Annotated in this window: 13 protein-coding genes; 12 read left to right on the top strand and 1 reads right to left on the bottom strand. The window is 44.2% G+C overall.

The annotated features are described in order from the left end of the window. Positions 1–17 precede the first annotated feature (17 nt). The 8 genes from lepA to Q4549_RS05135 are packed head-to-tail and all read left to right on the top strand — an operon-like array spanning position 18 to position 6,495. Positions 18–1,817 (top strand): translation elongation factor 4, encoded by a 1,800-nt coding sequence (gene lepA / locus Q4549_RS05170; RefSeq protein ID WP_303549798.1) that lies wholly within the window; start codon positions 18–20, stop codon positions 1,815–1,817. Between the two features lies 1 nt (position 1,818). Beyond that, positions 1,819–2,733 (top strand): signal peptidase I, encoded by a 915-nt coding sequence (gene lepB / locus Q4549_RS05165; RefSeq protein ID WP_303549795.1) that lies wholly within the window; start codon positions 1,819–1,821, stop codon positions 2,731–2,733. Positions 2,734–2,743: 10 nt separating this feature from the next. Beyond that, positions 2,744–3,418, top strand: a complete 675-nt coding sequence (gene rnc / locus Q4549_RS05160; RefSeq protein ID WP_303550573.1) for a ribonuclease III — start codon at positions 2,744–2,746, stop codon at positions 3,416–3,418. Beyond that, a complete protein-coding gene (gene era / locus Q4549_RS05155) occupies positions 3,415–4,314 on the top strand; it encodes a GTPase Era (protein WP_137671621.1) in 900 nt (299 codons plus the stop codon). The genes rnc and era overlap by 4 nt, the downstream gene beginning before the upstream one ends. Positions 4,315–4,316: 2 nt before the next feature. Next, positions 4,317–5,024 carry a DNA repair protein RecO gene (gene recO / locus Q4549_RS05150; RefSeq protein ID WP_303549792.1) on the top strand — a complete coding sequence of 236 codons (708 nt, stop codon included), beginning with the start codon at positions 4,317–4,319 and terminating at the stop codon, positions 5,022–5,024. A gap of 25 nt (positions 5,025–5,049) precedes the next feature. Continuing rightward, on the top strand, positions 5,050–5,790 hold the full coding sequence (pdxJ, locus tag Q4549_RS05145) for a pyridoxine 5'-phosphate synthase (RefSeq protein ID WP_303549789.1): 741 nt from the start codon (positions 5,050–5,052) through the stop codon (positions 5,788–5,790). Positions 5,791–5,793: 3 nt separating this feature from the next. Beyond that, positions 5,794–6,171 carry a holo-ACP synthase gene (acpS, locus tag Q4549_RS05140; protein ID WP_137671618.1) on the top strand — a complete coding sequence of 126 codons (378 nt, stop codon included), beginning with the start codon at positions 5,794–5,796 and terminating at the stop codon, positions 6,169–6,171. A 12-nt stretch (positions 6,172–6,183) separates the two neighbouring features. Next, on the top strand, positions 6,184–6,495 hold the full coding sequence (locus tag Q4549_RS05135; RefSeq protein ID WP_303549787.1) for a hypothetical protein: 312 nt from the start codon (positions 6,184–6,186) through the stop codon (positions 6,493–6,495). Positions 6,496–6,546: 51 nt separating this feature from the next. Here Q4549_RS05135 and barA read toward each other — a convergent pair whose 3' ends face one another. Continuing rightward, positions 6,547–9,324, bottom strand: a complete 2,778-nt coding sequence (barA, locus tag Q4549_RS05130) for a two-component sensor histidine kinase BarA (RefSeq protein WP_303511236.1) — start codon at positions 9,322–9,324, stop codon at positions 6,547–6,549. Between the two features lie 94 nt (positions 9,325–9,418). On the opposite strand from barA, the gene rlmD reads away from it, so the two are divergent. The 4 genes from rlmD (at position 9,419) to Q4549_RS05110 (ending at position 15,605) form a co-directional block, all read left to right on the top strand. Then, positions 9,419–10,726, top strand: a complete 1,308-nt coding sequence (gene rlmD / locus Q4549_RS05125; RefSeq protein WP_303549779.1) for a 23S rRNA (uracil(1939)-C(5))-methyltransferase RlmD — start codon at positions 9,419–9,421, stop codon at positions 10,724–10,726. Between the two features lie 53 nt (positions 10,727–10,779). Continuing rightward, positions 10,780–13,005 carry a GTP diphosphokinase gene (relA, locus tag Q4549_RS05120; protein ID WP_303549776.1) on the top strand — a complete coding sequence of 742 codons (2,226 nt, stop codon included), beginning with the start codon at positions 10,780–10,782 and terminating at the stop codon, positions 13,003–13,005. Between the two features lie 21 nt (positions 13,006–13,026). Beyond that, entirely contained in the window at positions 13,027–13,839 is an 813-nt protein-coding gene (mazG, locus tag Q4549_RS05115) for a nucleoside triphosphate pyrophosphohydrolase (RefSeq protein ID WP_303549773.1), read from the top strand. 134 nt (positions 13,840–13,973) lie between these two features. After that, positions 13,974–15,605: a CTP synthase gene (locus Q4549_RS05110; protein ID WP_137671612.1), complete on the top strand. Its 1,632-nt coding sequence runs from the start codon at positions 13,974–13,976 to the stop codon at positions 15,603–15,605. The last annotated feature ends 19 nt before the right edge of the window (positions 15,606–15,624 follow it).

Raw genomic sequence — 15,624 nt, 5'->3', positions numbered from 1 at the left:
TTTACAAAGGTAATATCTTGATAAATAAGAATATTCGTAACTTTTCGATTATCGCTCATATCGACCATGGTAAATCGACCCTATCCGACCGCTTAATCCAACACTGTGGTGGCTTGAGTAATCGTGAGATGGAAGCGCAAGTTTTAGACTCTATGGATTTAGAGCGTGAACGCGGAATTACCATTAAAGCACAAAGTGTCACCTTGGATTACACCGCCAAAAACGGTGAAACTTACCAACTTAACTTTATTGATACCCCAGGGCATGTTGACTTCACCTATGAAGTATCACGTTCTTTGGCGGCTTGTGAAGGTGCTTTACTGGTAGTTGACGCAGCGCAAGGCGTAGAAGCGCAGACCTTAGCCAACTGTTATACGGCGATGGAAATGGAATTAGAAGTCATTCCTGTGCTTAACAAAATTGACTTGCCACAGGCTGATCCCGATCGCGTAGCTGAAGAAATTGAAGACATTGTGGGGATTGACGCCACCGACGCTACAGTTTGTTCGGCTAAAACGGGTTTAGGTATCGAAGACGTATTAGAAACCATTGTACGTGACGTACCGCCACCAGTAGGTGACGATGAAGCGCCGCTACAAGCACTAATTATTGACTCATGGTTTGATAACTACCAAGGCGTAGTGTCGTTAGTTCGTGTCACTAATGGCGAGCTAAAAGCCGGTGAACGAATGGTCGTGATGTCTACCGGACAAGCTCACGTAGTGAATGAAGTTGGTATTTTTACGCCTAAGCAAACCAATACTGGAGTGTTGAAAACGGGCGAAGTGGGCTACATTGTGGCAGGCATTAAAGACATTCTTGGCGCACCTGTGGGCGATACGCTTACCACGCTTAAGAATGGTTCAGAGCAAGCTTTACCGGGCTTTAAAAAAGTTAAACCTCAGGTATATGCAGGTTTGTTCCCAACCAGTTCAGATGATTACGAAAACTTTCGTGATGCCTTAGGCAAACTAAGCCTGAATGATGCTTCTTTATTTTATGAGCCAGAAAACTCTACCGCTTTAGGTTTTGGTTTCCGTTGTGGTTTCTTAGGCATGTTGCACATGGAGATTATTCAAGAGCGCTTAGAACGCGAATACGATCTTGATTTAATTACCACTGCACCTACTGTGGTTTACCAGGTTGAAATGAACAGTGGCGAAGAGCTGTTTGTTGATAGCCCAGCTAAATTGCCGCCAACCAATAATATTGCTGAAATTCGTGAACCCATCGCTGAAGTAAACATTTTGGTGCCACAAGAGTACTTGGGCAATGTGATTACCTTATGTGTTGAAAAACGCGGCATGCAAATCAACATGGCTTATCACGGTAAGCAAGTTGCGCTAACCTACGAAATTCCAATGGCTGAAGTGGTATTAGACTTTTTCGATAAGCTGAAATCGACTAGCCGTGGCTATGCCTCGCTGGATTACAATTTTAAACATTTCCAAGCGGCGAATATGGTGCGAGTAGACATCATGATCAATGGTGACAGAGTGGATGCCCTAGCATTAATTACTCACAAAGATCACTCTGAGTCTCGCGGTCGCCAGGTCGTAGATAAGATGAAAGAATTGATTCCGCGTCAGATGTTCGATATTGCTATTCAAGCCTCAATTGGCATGCATATTATTGCACGCTCTACTGTTAAGCAGTTGCGTAAGAACGTTATCGCCAAATGTTATGGCGGCGACGTTAGCCGTAAGAAGAAACTATTAGCGAAACAAAAAGCGGGTAAGAAACGAATGAAGCAAGTAGGTAACGTGGAAGTACCTCAAGAAGCATTCTTAGCCGTACTACATATTGGAAAGGACTAACATGGCCACTATACTTCCGTTAATTCTGGTATTAGCTACATTTGTTACCGGAATTATCTGGGCTTTAGATAAGTTTCATTGGGAAAAGCAACGTGCCGCTAAGTTGCTAGATGCTCGAACTGCCGCTGGCGGTGAGTTGCCTAGTGATGCAGAAGAGAAGATCACAGCGCCTCCAGGATGGATCGAAAACGGGCGTTCAGTATTCCCGGTTATTGCCATTGTGATGGTGTTGCGCTCGTTTATTTACGAGCCTTTTCAAATTCCATCTGGCTCGATGATGCCGACTTTATTAGTGGGTGATTTCATTTTGGTAGAGAAGTTTGCTTACGGGTTGAAAGATCCGGTAACTCGTTCAACCTTATTGGAAACCGGTAGCCCAGAGCGTGGCGATGTAGCGGTATTTAAGTATCCTCAAGATACTCGTATTGATTACATCAAACGCATTGTAGGTTTACCCGGCGATCGCGTGATTTATCGAGGCAAACAGCTATTCATTCAGCCAAAGTGTGAATCTACACCTTGCCCTGAGTTGAAACCTGTTCCACTAGACTTTGAAGTGTCTGGTCGCTTTAAGCAAGGCCCTATGTCACTAGAGAATTATCATGAGCAACTGGGCGAAGTGAGTCATGAAATATTGATTAATCCAGCAGCTCCAGATCGCGTGCAATACTTTTATCAGCAGCCTGGTACGGCTAAAGATGAGTGGATTGTTCCAGAAGGTCATTACTTGGCCTTTGGTGATAACCGCGATAACAGTACAGACAGCCGTTACTGGGGATTTGTTTCTGATGAGAACCTAGTAGGTAAAGCCGTAGCTATATGGATTAGCTTTGAATTTGAGCGCGCCGAAGATTCAATATTACCAGGATGGATACCCACCGGTGTTCGATTTAATCGCATTGGTGCGATCAAGTAAAAGGTAGATGATGATTAGCTCAAACCCAGAACGCTTGCAGCGTGCGATAGGGTACAAATTTAAAGATGACAGCCTACTTAACTTAGCATTAACGCATCGCAGTGCCGGAGGCGTACACAATGAACGCCTTGAGTTTTTAGGCGATGCGGTATTGAGTTGGGTGATTGCTGACGAGCTTTACCACCGTTTTCCCAATGTATCTGAAGGCGACTTAAGCCCTATGCGTTCTACCTTAGTAAAGGGTAAAACCTTAGCTGAGCTAGCCCGTAATTTTGAGTTGGGTGAGTACATTAAATTGGGGCCCGGTGAATTGAAAAGCGGCGGCTTTCGTCGTGAATCTATTTTAGCCGATGCGGTTGAAGCAATTATTGGTGCAGTATACTTAGATAGTGGTACTGATAGCGCCAAAACGATGCTACTGAATTGGTACCAAGATCGCTTAAACACTATTGAACCAGGTTTAAGTCAAAAAGATCCTAAAACCCGTTTACAAGAGATTTTGCAATCACGTAAACAAGCTTTACCTGACTACCAAGTAGTAGACATAAAAGGTGAGGCACATAATCAACAGTTCACCGTAAGTTGTGCTGTAGAAGGCTTAGATGAACCTGTTGTTGGCACTAGCACTAGTCGCCGTAAAGCTGAACAAGTTGCCGCTGAGTTGGTATTGGAGCGTTTAGTATGAATTATGATACTCGTTGTGGCTTTGTAGCCATTGTTGGTCGCCCAAATGTAGGTAAATCCACTTTACTTAACTCTATTCTCGGCCAAAAGGTAAGCATCACTTCTAAGAAGCCACAAACCACTCGTCACCGTATTCTTGGTATTGATACCGATGATATCTACCAAACTATTTTTGTAGATACTCCCGGTTTACATATTGAAGAGCAGCGTGCCATTAACCGCTTAATGAACCGCGCTGCGACCAGCTCTTTGGGCGATGTCTCAATGGTGGTGTTTGTGGTTGAAGGCACCAAGTGGACAGCCGATGATGAATTGGTACTGGGCAAATTACGCCATTTAAAAGTGCCAGTAGTATTGGCAATTAACAAGGTGGATAACGTACAAGATAAAGAAGAGTTATTCCCGCATATGAAGTTGATGCAGGAAAAATTTGATTTCTCACATATTCTGCCTATATCAGCCAAGCAGGGGAAAAACATTGAGCAAATTCGAGAATGGGCGCAACAAACCCTGCCTGAGAATGTGCATTTTTTCCCTGAAGATTATATAACCGACCGTTCTTCGCGCTTTATGGCTGCAGAGATTGTACGTGAAAAACTAATGCGTTTTACCGGTCAAGAATTACCGTATTCAACCACCGTGGAAATTGAACAGTTTAAGATGCAAGAGAATGGCGTGTATCAAATCAATGCCCTGATTCTTGTTGAACGCCCTAGCCAAAAACGCATGATTATTGGCAGCAAAGGCGACAAACTGAAAACCATTGGTAAAGAAGCCCGCTTAGATATGGAGCGTTTGTTTGATAACAAAGTGTTCCTAGAAATGTGGGTGAAGGTTAAATCTGGTTGGGCTGACGATGAGCGCGCTTTGCGTAGCTTAGGTTACGGAGACGAATAAGCTTGCCTGAACAGGCACTTACCCCCGCGTTTGTTATTCATACGCGGCCTTATCGTGAAACGAGTTTGTTGGTTCAGCTATTCACGTTAGAATTTGGCAAAGTAAGTGCTGTAGCAAGAGGCGCGCGGGCTAAACGGTCTAAATCGCGCGGCATTTTGCAGCCTGGTGTTCCTTTGCTGGTTGAACTTGCTGGCAAAGGTAGCTTACTCAATTTTAAACAAGTAGAGGCCAGTAATTTAGCTTTGCCTTTGTTTGGCAACTACTTATACAGCGCCCTCTACCTGAATGAACTATTGTACTATTTGCTCGACGAAAACACCGCTTATCCCGGCTTGTATCAGCTTTACCAAGATAGTTTAATGGCATTGGCGAAGCAGCAACCTTTGGAAGCCTGTTTACGTGAATTTGAATTGAACTTGATAGCTGATTTAGGTTTTGCCTTAACTGAGCCAGAACAGCTTGCCGATGGTGTTAACTATCAGTATCGTTTAGACCAAGGATTTGTTGTAACGTCTCTTCGCTTAAGTAATGTTGTTTTTAGTTACCAAGAAGTGCTGATGTTGCTCAGTTTTGATCCGCTACAAGCGTCACACCTTGCTTGTGCCAAACGTTTTTGTCGGATCGCGATTGCGCAGTTACTCGGTGGAAGAGAACTAACCAGTCGTAAGTTATTTACCCCAATTAAAACTACCAATAAAGTTGTTCGATAACAGCATTGTTGAAGAAGGAAAGTACGTGAGTGACATTTTATTAGGCGTTAACGTCGACCATATCGCCACTTTACGCCAAGCGCGTGGCACCACTTATCCAGATCCTGTTTTGGCTGCTGGCATTGCTGAAATGGCCGGTGCCGATGGCATTACCATTCACTTGAGAGAAGACCGTCGCCATATAGTGGATCGTGATGTAGCGGTAATGAGCCAAACAGTGCAGACCCGCCTAAACCTTGAGATGGCTGTTACTGATGAAATGGTAGAGATTGCTTGTCAGCATAAACCTCATTTTGTATGCCTAGTGCCGGAAAAGCGTGAAGAGCTAACTACAGAAGGTGGCTTGGATGTTGTTGGGAATCTTGAGAAGATTACCGCCGCGGTGAGCAAGTTATCTGAAGCGGGTATATTAGTGTCGCTGTTTATCGATGCAGATGATGAGCAAATTGATGCATCGTTAGCCTCTGGCGCCCCGTTTATTGAGCTGCATACCGGCCATTATGCCGATGCAAAAGATGAAGCTGCCCAGCAATCAGAATTAAAGAAAATTGCAGCAGCAGCTAGCTATGCCGCTGATAAAGGCCTGAAAGTGAATGCTGGCCACGGTTTGCACTATCACAACGTATTGCCTATTGCGGCATTACCAGAAATTATTGAGTTGAATATTGGCCATGCCATTATTGCTCGCGCGGTAATGGTTGGCATGACTGAGGCCGTAAGCGAAATGAAAGCCTTAATGGTACAAGCGCGCAAGAGCGAGCAATAAGTCGTGGCTGTGGTAGGTTTGGGCACCGATATTGTACAGGTAGCGCGCATAGCTAATAGTAAGCAAATGCAAGCCCTCGCAAAGCGTGTTTTAACCGAAAGCGAACAGCTACGATTTGCTGAACATTCTTCAGCGGCTCGTTTTCTTGCTAAACGCTTTGCAGCTAAAGAGGCTGCTGCTAAAGCTCTGGGAACTGGCATTGCCAAAGGCGTTGGTTTTCAGCAAATTGAAATTAGTAACAACCAATTGGGTAAACCTGAGTTGCATTTTAGCGGAGCCGCTTTAGCGTTAGCAGAGCAGCTAGGGGTAACCAGTCAGTTTATTAGTATTAGTGATGAGCGCGATTACGCGGTGGCTACCGTAGTACTAGAGCGCGAATAAAGGAGAAGTATCTTGGTTGAACGATATCGCGTTCAGTTAGACTTGTTTGGTCTAATGAAGCTGTTGGCTTTAGTGGGGTTTGGTGTAGGTGTAATAGCTGGCTTGGCTTTGTTAATTTATACCATTATGAATGGTGGGAACATTATTCAGGCGATATTGCCGATGATTATTTCGCCGTTCAGTAATGCTTTAGTGACGGCTTTATTTGGCCTAGTAAGTTATCCCTTCTACAACTGGTATTGTAATCGCAATAGAGGGCAAGTGCTCACCGGGCGCTTCTTAAAAGAACAACAAGACCAAGCTAAAGTAGAAGAAGAACAATAACAAAAGCCGCTGCAAAGCGGCTTTTTTCTTGGAGTGAATTCCATTAAGCAGTTAGCTGAGTTGTTGATTGATTTGCTTAGCAGCGAGTTTCACTTTTTCAATCTCATCACTTAGCTCAAGCAGTTCAGGCTCAACCCGAGCCACCTCTCCATGCTGACGTAAGCTATCTTCAATAGTGCCAGCTAAAGACTCTAGACGTTTACAGCCGCTGTAAGCACAGCCGCCTCTAAAGCGATGGATCAACAATACAAATTCATCGGCGTTTAGCTGCTGAGCCAGAACTTGCTCAATACCACTTTCTATTTCAGCAAAGCTTTCTTGAAGCATCACAAACATATCTAGCGCAAGAGTCTGATTATTGTTGGCACGTTGCATGGCCAATTGCCAAGACAAGCTGGCGTTTTCAAACTCCAATATCTGCGGTTGCTCTAAGGTTGATACCAAGTTTTCACGACTAAGCAATTTGGCGTTGGGTTGCCAGCGATGAATAAGCTTCTCTAAAGAGGACTCGTCGATAGGTTTGGCAAGGTAATCGTCTACACCTTGGCCGAGCAGCTGTTCCTTTTCACCGGCTAAGGCATGCGCCGTTACCGCAATAATTGGTGTTTGCTGGTTTTTACTATTTTCACGGATTTTTTGTGTGGCGCTAATACCGTCTAAAATCGGCATTTGAATATCCATCAAAATCAGGTTGTAAGAGTTTTCTTCGGCTTTAGTTATTGCCTCTAAGCCATTCGTACAGGTATCCACTTCGGTCACCAACTCTTCCAACATGGCTGAAATTAGCTTGAGGTTGGCGGCGTTGTCATCAACTGCGAGTACTCGCAGGACCAGTTTTGAGCGCGATACTTTGGCGATTGGCGTAACAACAGGAGAGTCGTCGATGCGGTCATCTACCAAGGCGTGTGCGAATTTACGATGATTAATGGGCTTGCTAATGCAGTGTTTCGCACCTGCTTGCAAAATCATTTGGTGAATATCGGGATCGCTTGAGTTAATCAGCGCAATCACTTCGTAAGACACTTTAAGTGCTTGGGTTATTTTTTGTTGAAGAGGCGCTAAATCTTTCCAATCGCTATGGCCGATGACCAAGGTGCCCTGAAAATCGACAAGGGCATTGCGCCACTGTTGCTCTGTGTTAACGGTTTGCAGTGGTAGCTGCCACTGCTCTGCCAAGCCAGACACTACCGCTTGGCTAATCTCGTGTGGTTCAAACAATAACACCGAGGTCTTACTTAAGGCGGTAAGTGGAAGCGGTGCACCCAATACCATTTCGGCAAGCTCCATATGGAGCTCAAAACCAAAAATAGCGCCATGTTCAGGCTCAGAGCTTAGTTTTATGTCGCCACCCATTTGTTGCACTAGCTTCTGGGTAATCACTAACCCTAATCCAGTACCGCCATATTCGCGGTTTATGCTGGTGTCTGCTTGTTTGAAAGCTTGGAACAGCTGAGACTGCTGCTCTTTAGAAATACCAATACCAGTATCTTGTACCGAGGCACCAAGTATTACTTGCTGACCTTGCTGTTTAACTAAGCCAACGTTTACAGTTATTTGTCCTTGGTGAGTAAACTTAATGGCATTGCCCAACAGGTTGGTAAAGACTTGTTGCAGGCGCAAAGGATCGCCTCGCAAGCCTTCGGGAACATTCGGTTCAATCAGAAGGTTTAATTCTAGATTTTTATCTTGAGCGCTAGGAGCGAGTAGGGTGACTACATCGTTTACGGTATCGCGAAAGTTAAAGTCGATACGTTCTAGCTTTAGTTTACCGGCTTCTAATTTCGAGAAATCTAGAATGTCATTAATGATAGCTAATAGGTTATTAGCCGACTTTTCAATAGTGAGCAGGTAATCTGCTTGGTTATTACTCAGTTGCGTTTTTAGTAGTTGGCGAGCAAAACCAATGACGCCATTTAATGGCGTTCTAAGCTCATGGCTCATATTGGCTAAGAATTCAGACTTAGCTTTTGCCCCTTGTTGGGCTTCTTTTTTGGCAATATCCAACTCAATGTTTTGAATTTCAATCTGCTCTAAGGTTTCTCGCAGATCACTGGTGGCTTGGTCAATGCTCTGATGCATTTCTTCGTGGTACTCGGCCAAGGATTTCGCCATGGAATTAATACCATGTTTCAGTAAACCCAACTCACCTGTGTAACTGCCATCTACCCGCGCATCTAAGCGTCCTTGGCGAATTCTATCTACAATACTTACCATATTGGTGATGGGCTGAGTGACTTGTTTACTTAATTGGAAAGCAAACAACACACTAATTAGTACACCAAATAAAACAATAAATAGGGCAACGGTGGTATCTCTAAACTGCAGTAACAACGCCCTGTCTTTGTTGTACTGCATTGAGATATAGCCCAATAATTCGGGCTTACCATTGCTAAATGCTGCGAAGCTACCCTCGGCTTCAGCCCAAATGGGGGCGCGTAAAATAATGCGATTGGGGTAAATTTCTACTTGAGTCGATTGCGGGAGTGGTAATTCTGGATCGCTTTGCAACAAACGAATATTGCGGTGGTAGTTACTGGTGACAAATAGCTGATTGTGTTTATCGTAAACCGCAATGCTCTTGATAAGCGGAGACATTTTACGGTGAGTTACACTGATCAGTGATTTAACTTTTTCTCGGTTGTAACGGCTTAAACCTACTTCACTGGCAATAGCCAGCGGTTCAATAACGTTAACCCCTTGCTCAATCACAAAGTTGTCAAGTTGCTGATTACGGTTAAAAGTAAAGTAACTCGCTAACAAGATCCCCACGAACAGAGTGGGTATAATGGTGAGAATATATACGCGGGCACGTAAGCCATACTTGGTCATAAACGTTTCTTATGGGAAAATGACATGGTTCCAATCGCTTATGATGACATAAGCCCACCCCTTTTTGTATTCACAGGTTTAATAAGTCTCTTCTATGGCGCAATTTTTTAAAGCTAAACCCAAATCGAACAATGTTAAAGCTCTTAGAGGTGTAGAGGTTTTGCAGCTCGATCACCACTTAAAGGGCGTAGTTAAAGCCAATGGCCAAACATTTTTTGTCGACGATGTGCTGCCAGGGGAGCGCATAGATATTTTGCCGGCGAGTAAGTCTGGTCCTGCTAAGTTGTTAAAACGCTTGAGTTCTTCACCTCAGCGTATAGAACCTAAATGCGAGTTTTATCAACGTTGCGGCGGCTGTAGTGCACAACATTTAGGCGCAGCCGAGCAGCGTGAATACAAACAGCACGCGGTGGCTGCATTGATTTCACGTTTATCCGGTTTTACCGATTTACCGAAGATTGAAATGATTTATGGTGATGAATGGCAATATCGCCGGGTTGCTCGAATAAGCTCTTGGTTTGACAAAAGCAAGGGTTGGCAATTGGGTTTTAGGCAAAAAGCCAGCAAGCAATTGGTGGCTATTTCAGCATGTAAGGTGCTTAAGCCACAACTTTCGGAACTAATTCCTGCTTTACAGCTCTTAGTTAAGGCTTGGCCTAAAACGGTTGGCTTGGGGCATATTGAGTTAATAGATTGCCAACCTCAAACCGTTTGCAAAATTCGCTTAACCAAAGTGCCTAGTGAAAAATTAGAGCTGCAATTAAAGCAGTTTGCCGAGCAATATAATATTGGCTTGCAGCTGCACACTGAGGAACAGCGATGGCTAGTAGGCTCTGATGCCTATTACACGTTAAACGAGCAACAGCTAAACTTGGCGTTTACGCCCGGTGACTTTATTCAAGTGAATGAAGCAATGAATCAACAGATTGTGTCTACTGCTATAGATTGGTTGCAGCTTAACAAAAGCGATGTGGTATTGGATTTGTATTCTGGTATTGGCAACTTTAGTTTGGCGATTGCCCAGCAAGCTCAGCAAGTGATTGCGGTAGAGGGCGTAGCGGCCATGAGCGAACGTGTGATGTTTAATGCAACACGCAATGATATTAGTAATGTTCAAGCCTTTAGTGGTGATTTAGAACAGGCTGAAACCGCAACAGTATGGGAAAATTCAGCAGTCACTAAAGTCTTATTAGATCCTGCTCGTGCAGGAGCAAAACTTGCTATTACTCAGGTTGCCAAGCTTAGCCCAAGCACCGTAGTATATGTGTCCTGTAACCCTGCAACACTAGCTAGAGACGCAGCAGTGCTTAAACAGGCTGGGTATCGGTTAGTTAAATTAGCGCTGGTAGACATGTTCGCCCACACTGAACACGTTGAAACAATGGCCTTGTTCGAACGCTAGGTATTGGCTAGTTTGTTAATAGAGAATAAATAAAACAAAGGAAACGTAGCTGTATGGTCTCGGTTCGAGAAACACACCTTAATCAAGAGCTCTTGTTTGATGAAAATCAATGGGTTGAAAGCTTAGATATAGCGGTTGAAGACCAACAGCGCTTATTTGTTGCCTGTAATTATTTTCGCGCCTTAGATGCAGATAAACAGCAAATCCACAGTTGTTTGAGTAAAGGTAAAGAGATGGTGGAGATCCTTGTTACTTTGAACATGGATCTGCCAACCTTAAAAGCGGCGTTGCTGTTTCCTTTTGTGGATGCAGGCTTGCTTTCTAAAGATAAACTAAGCCCACAGTTTCCCGATGAGGTGATAAAGCTTCAATACGACGCGGCGCAAATGGATGCGATGAAAGTACTGCGCACCGGGCAAAACAAGAGTTTATCTTCAATCCAAATTGATAATGTTCGTCGCATGTTATTAGCGATGGTCGGTGATGTACGTGCCATTGTAATTAAGTTGGCCGAACGTATCTGTTTTTTACGTGAAGTGAAAAACGAAGAAGAAGATGTGCGAGTACTGGCAGCTAAAGAGAGCCAAGACATTTATGCGCCATTGGCTAACCGTTTAGGTATTGGTCAGCTTAAGTGGGAATTAGAAGATTTCACTTTTCGCTATTTGCACCCTATTACCTATAAACAAATTGCCAAACAGCTCGATGAAAAACGTTTAGACAGAACCCATTACATCGATGATTTTGTTTCCAAGCTACAACAAGAAATTGAAGGCGCAAATATTGATGCCCAGGTTTATGGGCGACCAAAACACATTTACAGCATTTGGCGGAAGATGCAGAAGAAGGATCTATCCTTCGATAAGCTGTTTGATGTTCGCGCAATTCGAATCGTCGCTGAAAAGCTGCAAGATTGTTATGCCATTTTAGGTATTGTACATACCTCATGGCACCATATTCCAAGCGAATTTGACGACTATGTTGCTAATCCTAAGCCTAACGGTTATCAGTCGATCCATACTGTAGTGATTGGCCCTGAAGGCAAGTCTATTGAAGTGCAAATTCGTACTAAGCAAATGCACGAGGATTCCGAGCTGGGCGTGGCCGCCCACTGGAAATATAAAGAGGGTGGTGCTGGCTCTGCTGGGCGTGGTGATTTTGAAGATAAAATCGCCTGGCTACGTAAGTTGTTGGCTTGGCAAGACGATATTGCTGAAAATGGTTCAATGTTAGAAGAGCTTCGCTCTCAAGTATTTGATGACCGCGTGTATGTATTTACACCTAGTGGTGAGGTGATTGACTTACCATCGGGCTCTACGCCATTAGATTTCGCTTATTACGTGCATAGCCAAGTGGGTCACCGATGTATTGGCGCTAAAATAGGTGGGCGCATTGTGCCGTTTACCTACCAGTTACGCACTGGCGAGCAAGTTGAAATTATCACTCAAAAAGAATCTAGCCCAAGCCGTGATTGGCTAAACCCTAATCTAGGGTATGTGAAGTCGTCGCGGGCTCGAAATAAAATTGCCACTTGGTTTAAGAAACAAGATAAAGATAAAAACCAAGTTGTTGGTAAAGAGTTATTAGAAGCTGAACTTAACAAGCATGGCTTTAAGATGAGTGACGTAGAAAGCTGTGTTGAGCGCTTTAATGTTAAAACCTTAGATGACCTGCTGGCGGCTATTGGCGCAGGCGACGTGCGTTTAAACCAACTAATTCATCATCTGCAGGCGACTCTTCATAAACCAACAGCAGAAGAACTTGACCGCCAAGCGCTTGAGACTATTACCAAGAAAGCCGAACATCACGGGCAAAAAAAGAAACGTGCTAAAGATGCCATTGTTGTTGACGGTGTCGGGAACCTAATGACCCATATCGCGCGCTGTTGTCAGCCCATCCCTGGCGATCTCATTAAAGGGTTTATCACTCAAGGTCGTGGTATCTCAATTCACGGGGCCGATTGTGAGCAATTAGCTGAACTGGTTAGTCGCACTCCGGAGCGGGTAATTGACGCGGTATGGGGTGGAAAAGATTCGGGTGGATATAATCTCACCATTCGTATTGTTGCTAATGATAGAGGGGGGTTATTACGAGATATCACCACGGTGTTAGCTAATGACAAGGTGAACGTAATGGGCATGCAAAGTCATTCCGACGTGAAAAGCCAAACTGCCACTATTGATATGGAAGTAGAGATTTATAATCTCGAATCTCTGTCTCGAGTGCTATCTAAGATAAACCAGCTTAACCATATTATTGAAGCTCGTCGTTTACGTTAAGCCTGTTGGAAGCAATAACAAATGAATCAGCGCCCTTACACTATGGATACGCTGCTTGGCATTATGGCTAAGTTGCGAGATCCCGAAGTTGGTTGCCCATGGGACCAACAACAGCATTGGCAAAGCATCGTGCCGCACACAGTAGAAGAAACCTATGAGCTAGTTGATGCGATTAATCAGGCGATAGAAAGCAAAGATTTTTCAGACGTTAAATTGGAACTGGGTGATGTGCTTTTTCAAGTGGTTTTTTATGCCCAGTTTGGCCAAGAGCAAGGAGACTTTAACTTTGCTGACGTGGTTGATGGTATATGTGAGAAGCTGATCCGCCGCCACCCCCATGTGTTTACTGAGCAAGACTTTGCCGATGAAGCAGCCATAAAAGCCAATTGGGAAGCTGAAAAAGCCAAAGAGCGTGCGGGTAAATCGGCTAGCAAGACGAGTGTGCTAGACGATGTGCCAATGGCATTACCTGCATTAAGCCGTGCGCAAAAGCTACAAAAGCGTTGTGCTAATGTAGGATTTGATTGGCCAAGCGTTGAGCCAGTCATTGATAAAGTGAAAGAAGAACTTGAAGAAGTTCAAGAGGCTATCGCCTCTAAACAATCCCAAGATGTAGCCGAGGAAATCGGTGATTTGTTGTTTTCTTGCGTAAATTTAGCTCGCGCCTGTGATTTTGATGCGGAAGACTTATTGCGCCAAGCCAACCAGAAATTTTCTAATCGATTCAGAGGAGTAGAGGCTCTAGCTGCTGAAAGTGGCAAAAATATTAAGCAGATGAGCCTTGAAGATATGGATGCGCTTTGGGATAAAGTGAAAGAAAATTACAAAAATTGATTTACAACAAAACCACTAAATCTTAGTCTTGATACAGTGACATTGATTGTGGTGTTAAAGAGGCTTTGCTATACTATGCCCCCGTCCAAGTATCGCAGATACGCCCTTAACACATCCAACTTCTCAGGTTAGACATGACAACAAAGTACATTTTCGTCACTGGAGGCGTAGTATCCTCCTTGGGTAAAGGTATTGCCGCTGCATCATTGGCTGCTATCCTCGAAGCTCGTGGTCTTAAAGTGACCATTATGAAGCTTGACCCGTACATCAACGTTGACCCCGGCACGATGAGTCCGATCCAACACGGCGAAGTATTTGTGACCGAAGACGGCGCTGAAACTGACCTAGATTTAGGTCACTACGAGCGTTTCATTCGTAACAAAATGACTAAGCGTAACAACTTCACAACGGGTCGGGTTTATGAAGATGTACTACGTAAAGAGCGTCGTGGCGATTACTTAGGCGCGACTATTCAGGTTATTCCTCACATCACCAATGCCATTAAAGAGCGCATTGTAGCGGGTGGCGAAGGCGTAGATGTTGCCATTGTAGAAATTGGTGGCACGGTGGGTGACATTGAGTCACAACCTTTCCTAGAAGCAATTCGTCAGTTAGGTACTGAAATTGGCCGCGAGCGCGCCATGTACATGCACCTAACTTTAGTGCCGTATCTTGGTGCTGCAGGCGAAGTGAAAACTAAACCAACTCAGCACTCAGTGAAAGAGTTGCGTTCTATTGGTATTCAGCCAGACATTCTTATTTGTCGTAGCGACCGCGCTATTCCGGCTAATGAACGCGCTAAAATTGCGTTATTTACTAACGTGCCAGACCGCGCCGTTATCTCACTGAAAGACGTAGACAGTATTTACAAAATTCCTGCGTTACTTAAATCACAAGGCCTAGACGCCTTAGTAATTGAACGTTTTGGCGTTGAATGCCCAGAAGCTGATCTAAGCGAATGGGAACAAGTGATTTATGAAGAAGCCAATCCAACCAATGAAGTTGTAATTGGTATGGTGGGTAAATATGTTGAGCTTCCTGACGCTTATAAGTCAGTTAATGAAGCACTTAAACATGCCGGCCTTAAAAATCGCTTAAGCATTAAAATTCAATACGTAGACTCTCAAGATCTCGAAGTAAAAGGCACCGATGTTCTGCAACATCTTGATGCTATTTTGGTTCCAGGTGGTTTTGGCGAGCGTGGCGTTGAAGGTAAAATTTTGGCTGCCCAATATGCCCGTGAAAACAAAGTGCCTTATTTAGGTATTTGTTTAGGCATGCAAGTGGCGTTGATTGAATACGCCCGTAACGTAGCTGGCTTGAAAGGCGCACACTCTAGTGAGTTTGACGCTAAGTCTAAATATCCGGTAGTAGGTTTAATCACCGAATGGATTGATGAAGACGGAAAAGTAGAAACACGTGATGTAGATTCAGACTTAGGCGGGACTATGCGTCTTGGTTCACAGCTATGTCACCTAACTAAAGGCTCTAAAGTAGCTGACTTGTACGGTAGTGTAGAGATTTACGAACGCCACCGTCACCGCTACGAAGTGAACAACACGATATTGCCTAAGATTACTGCTAAGGGCTTGCAAGTAACGGGTCTTTCGTCAGATAAAAAGTTGGTAGAAATAATAGAAAACCCAGCTCACCCTTGGTTTGTTGCCGCTCAGTTCCACCCTGAGTTCACCTCAACCCCTCGTGATGGACACCCATTGTTTGAAGGGTTTGTGAAGGCTGCTGGTGAATTTAATAAAGCTCGCTAGAATCAATTAGCGGGTAACG

This window comes from Agarivorans sp. 2_MG-2023 (genome assembly GCF_030548085.1).
Lineage (GTDB): Bacteria > Pseudomonadota > Gammaproteobacteria > Enterobacterales > Celerinatantimonadaceae > Agarivorans.
This window is presented reverse-complemented; position numbering and strand designations above follow the sequence as displayed.

What these genes read in the sequence shown, in the direction of transcription:
- lepB (WP_303549795.1), top strand. Translation starts at nt 1,819, where the DNA reads ATGGCCACTATACTTCCGTTAATTCTGGTATTAGCTACATTTGTTACC.
- rnc (WP_303550573.1), top strand. Translation starts at nt 2,744, where the DNA reads ATGATTAGCTCAAACCCAGAACGCTTGCAGCGTGCGATAGGGTACAAA.
- era (WP_137671621.1), top strand. Translation starts at nt 3,415, where the DNA reads ATGAATTATGATACTCGTTGTGGCTTTGTAGCCATTGTTGGTCGCCCA.
- barA (WP_303511236.1), bottom strand. Translation starts at nt 9,324, where the DNA reads ATGACCAAGTATGGCTTACGTGCCCGCGTATATATTCTCACCATTATA.
- rlmD (WP_303549779.1), top strand. Translation starts at nt 9,419, where the DNA reads ATGGCGCAATTTTTTAAAGCTAAACCCAAATCGAACAATGTTAAAGCT.
- relA (WP_303549776.1), top strand. Translation starts at nt 10,780, where the DNA reads ATGGTCTCGGTTCGAGAAACACACCTTAATCAAGAGCTCTTGTTTGAT.
- mazG (WP_303549773.1), top strand. Translation starts at nt 13,027, where the DNA reads ATGAATCAGCGCCCTTACACTATGGATACGCTGCTTGGCATTATGGCT.
- Q4549_RS05110 (WP_137671612.1), top strand. Translation starts at nt 13,974, where the DNA reads ATGACAACAAAGTACATTTTCGTCACTGGAGGCGTAGTATCCTCCTTG.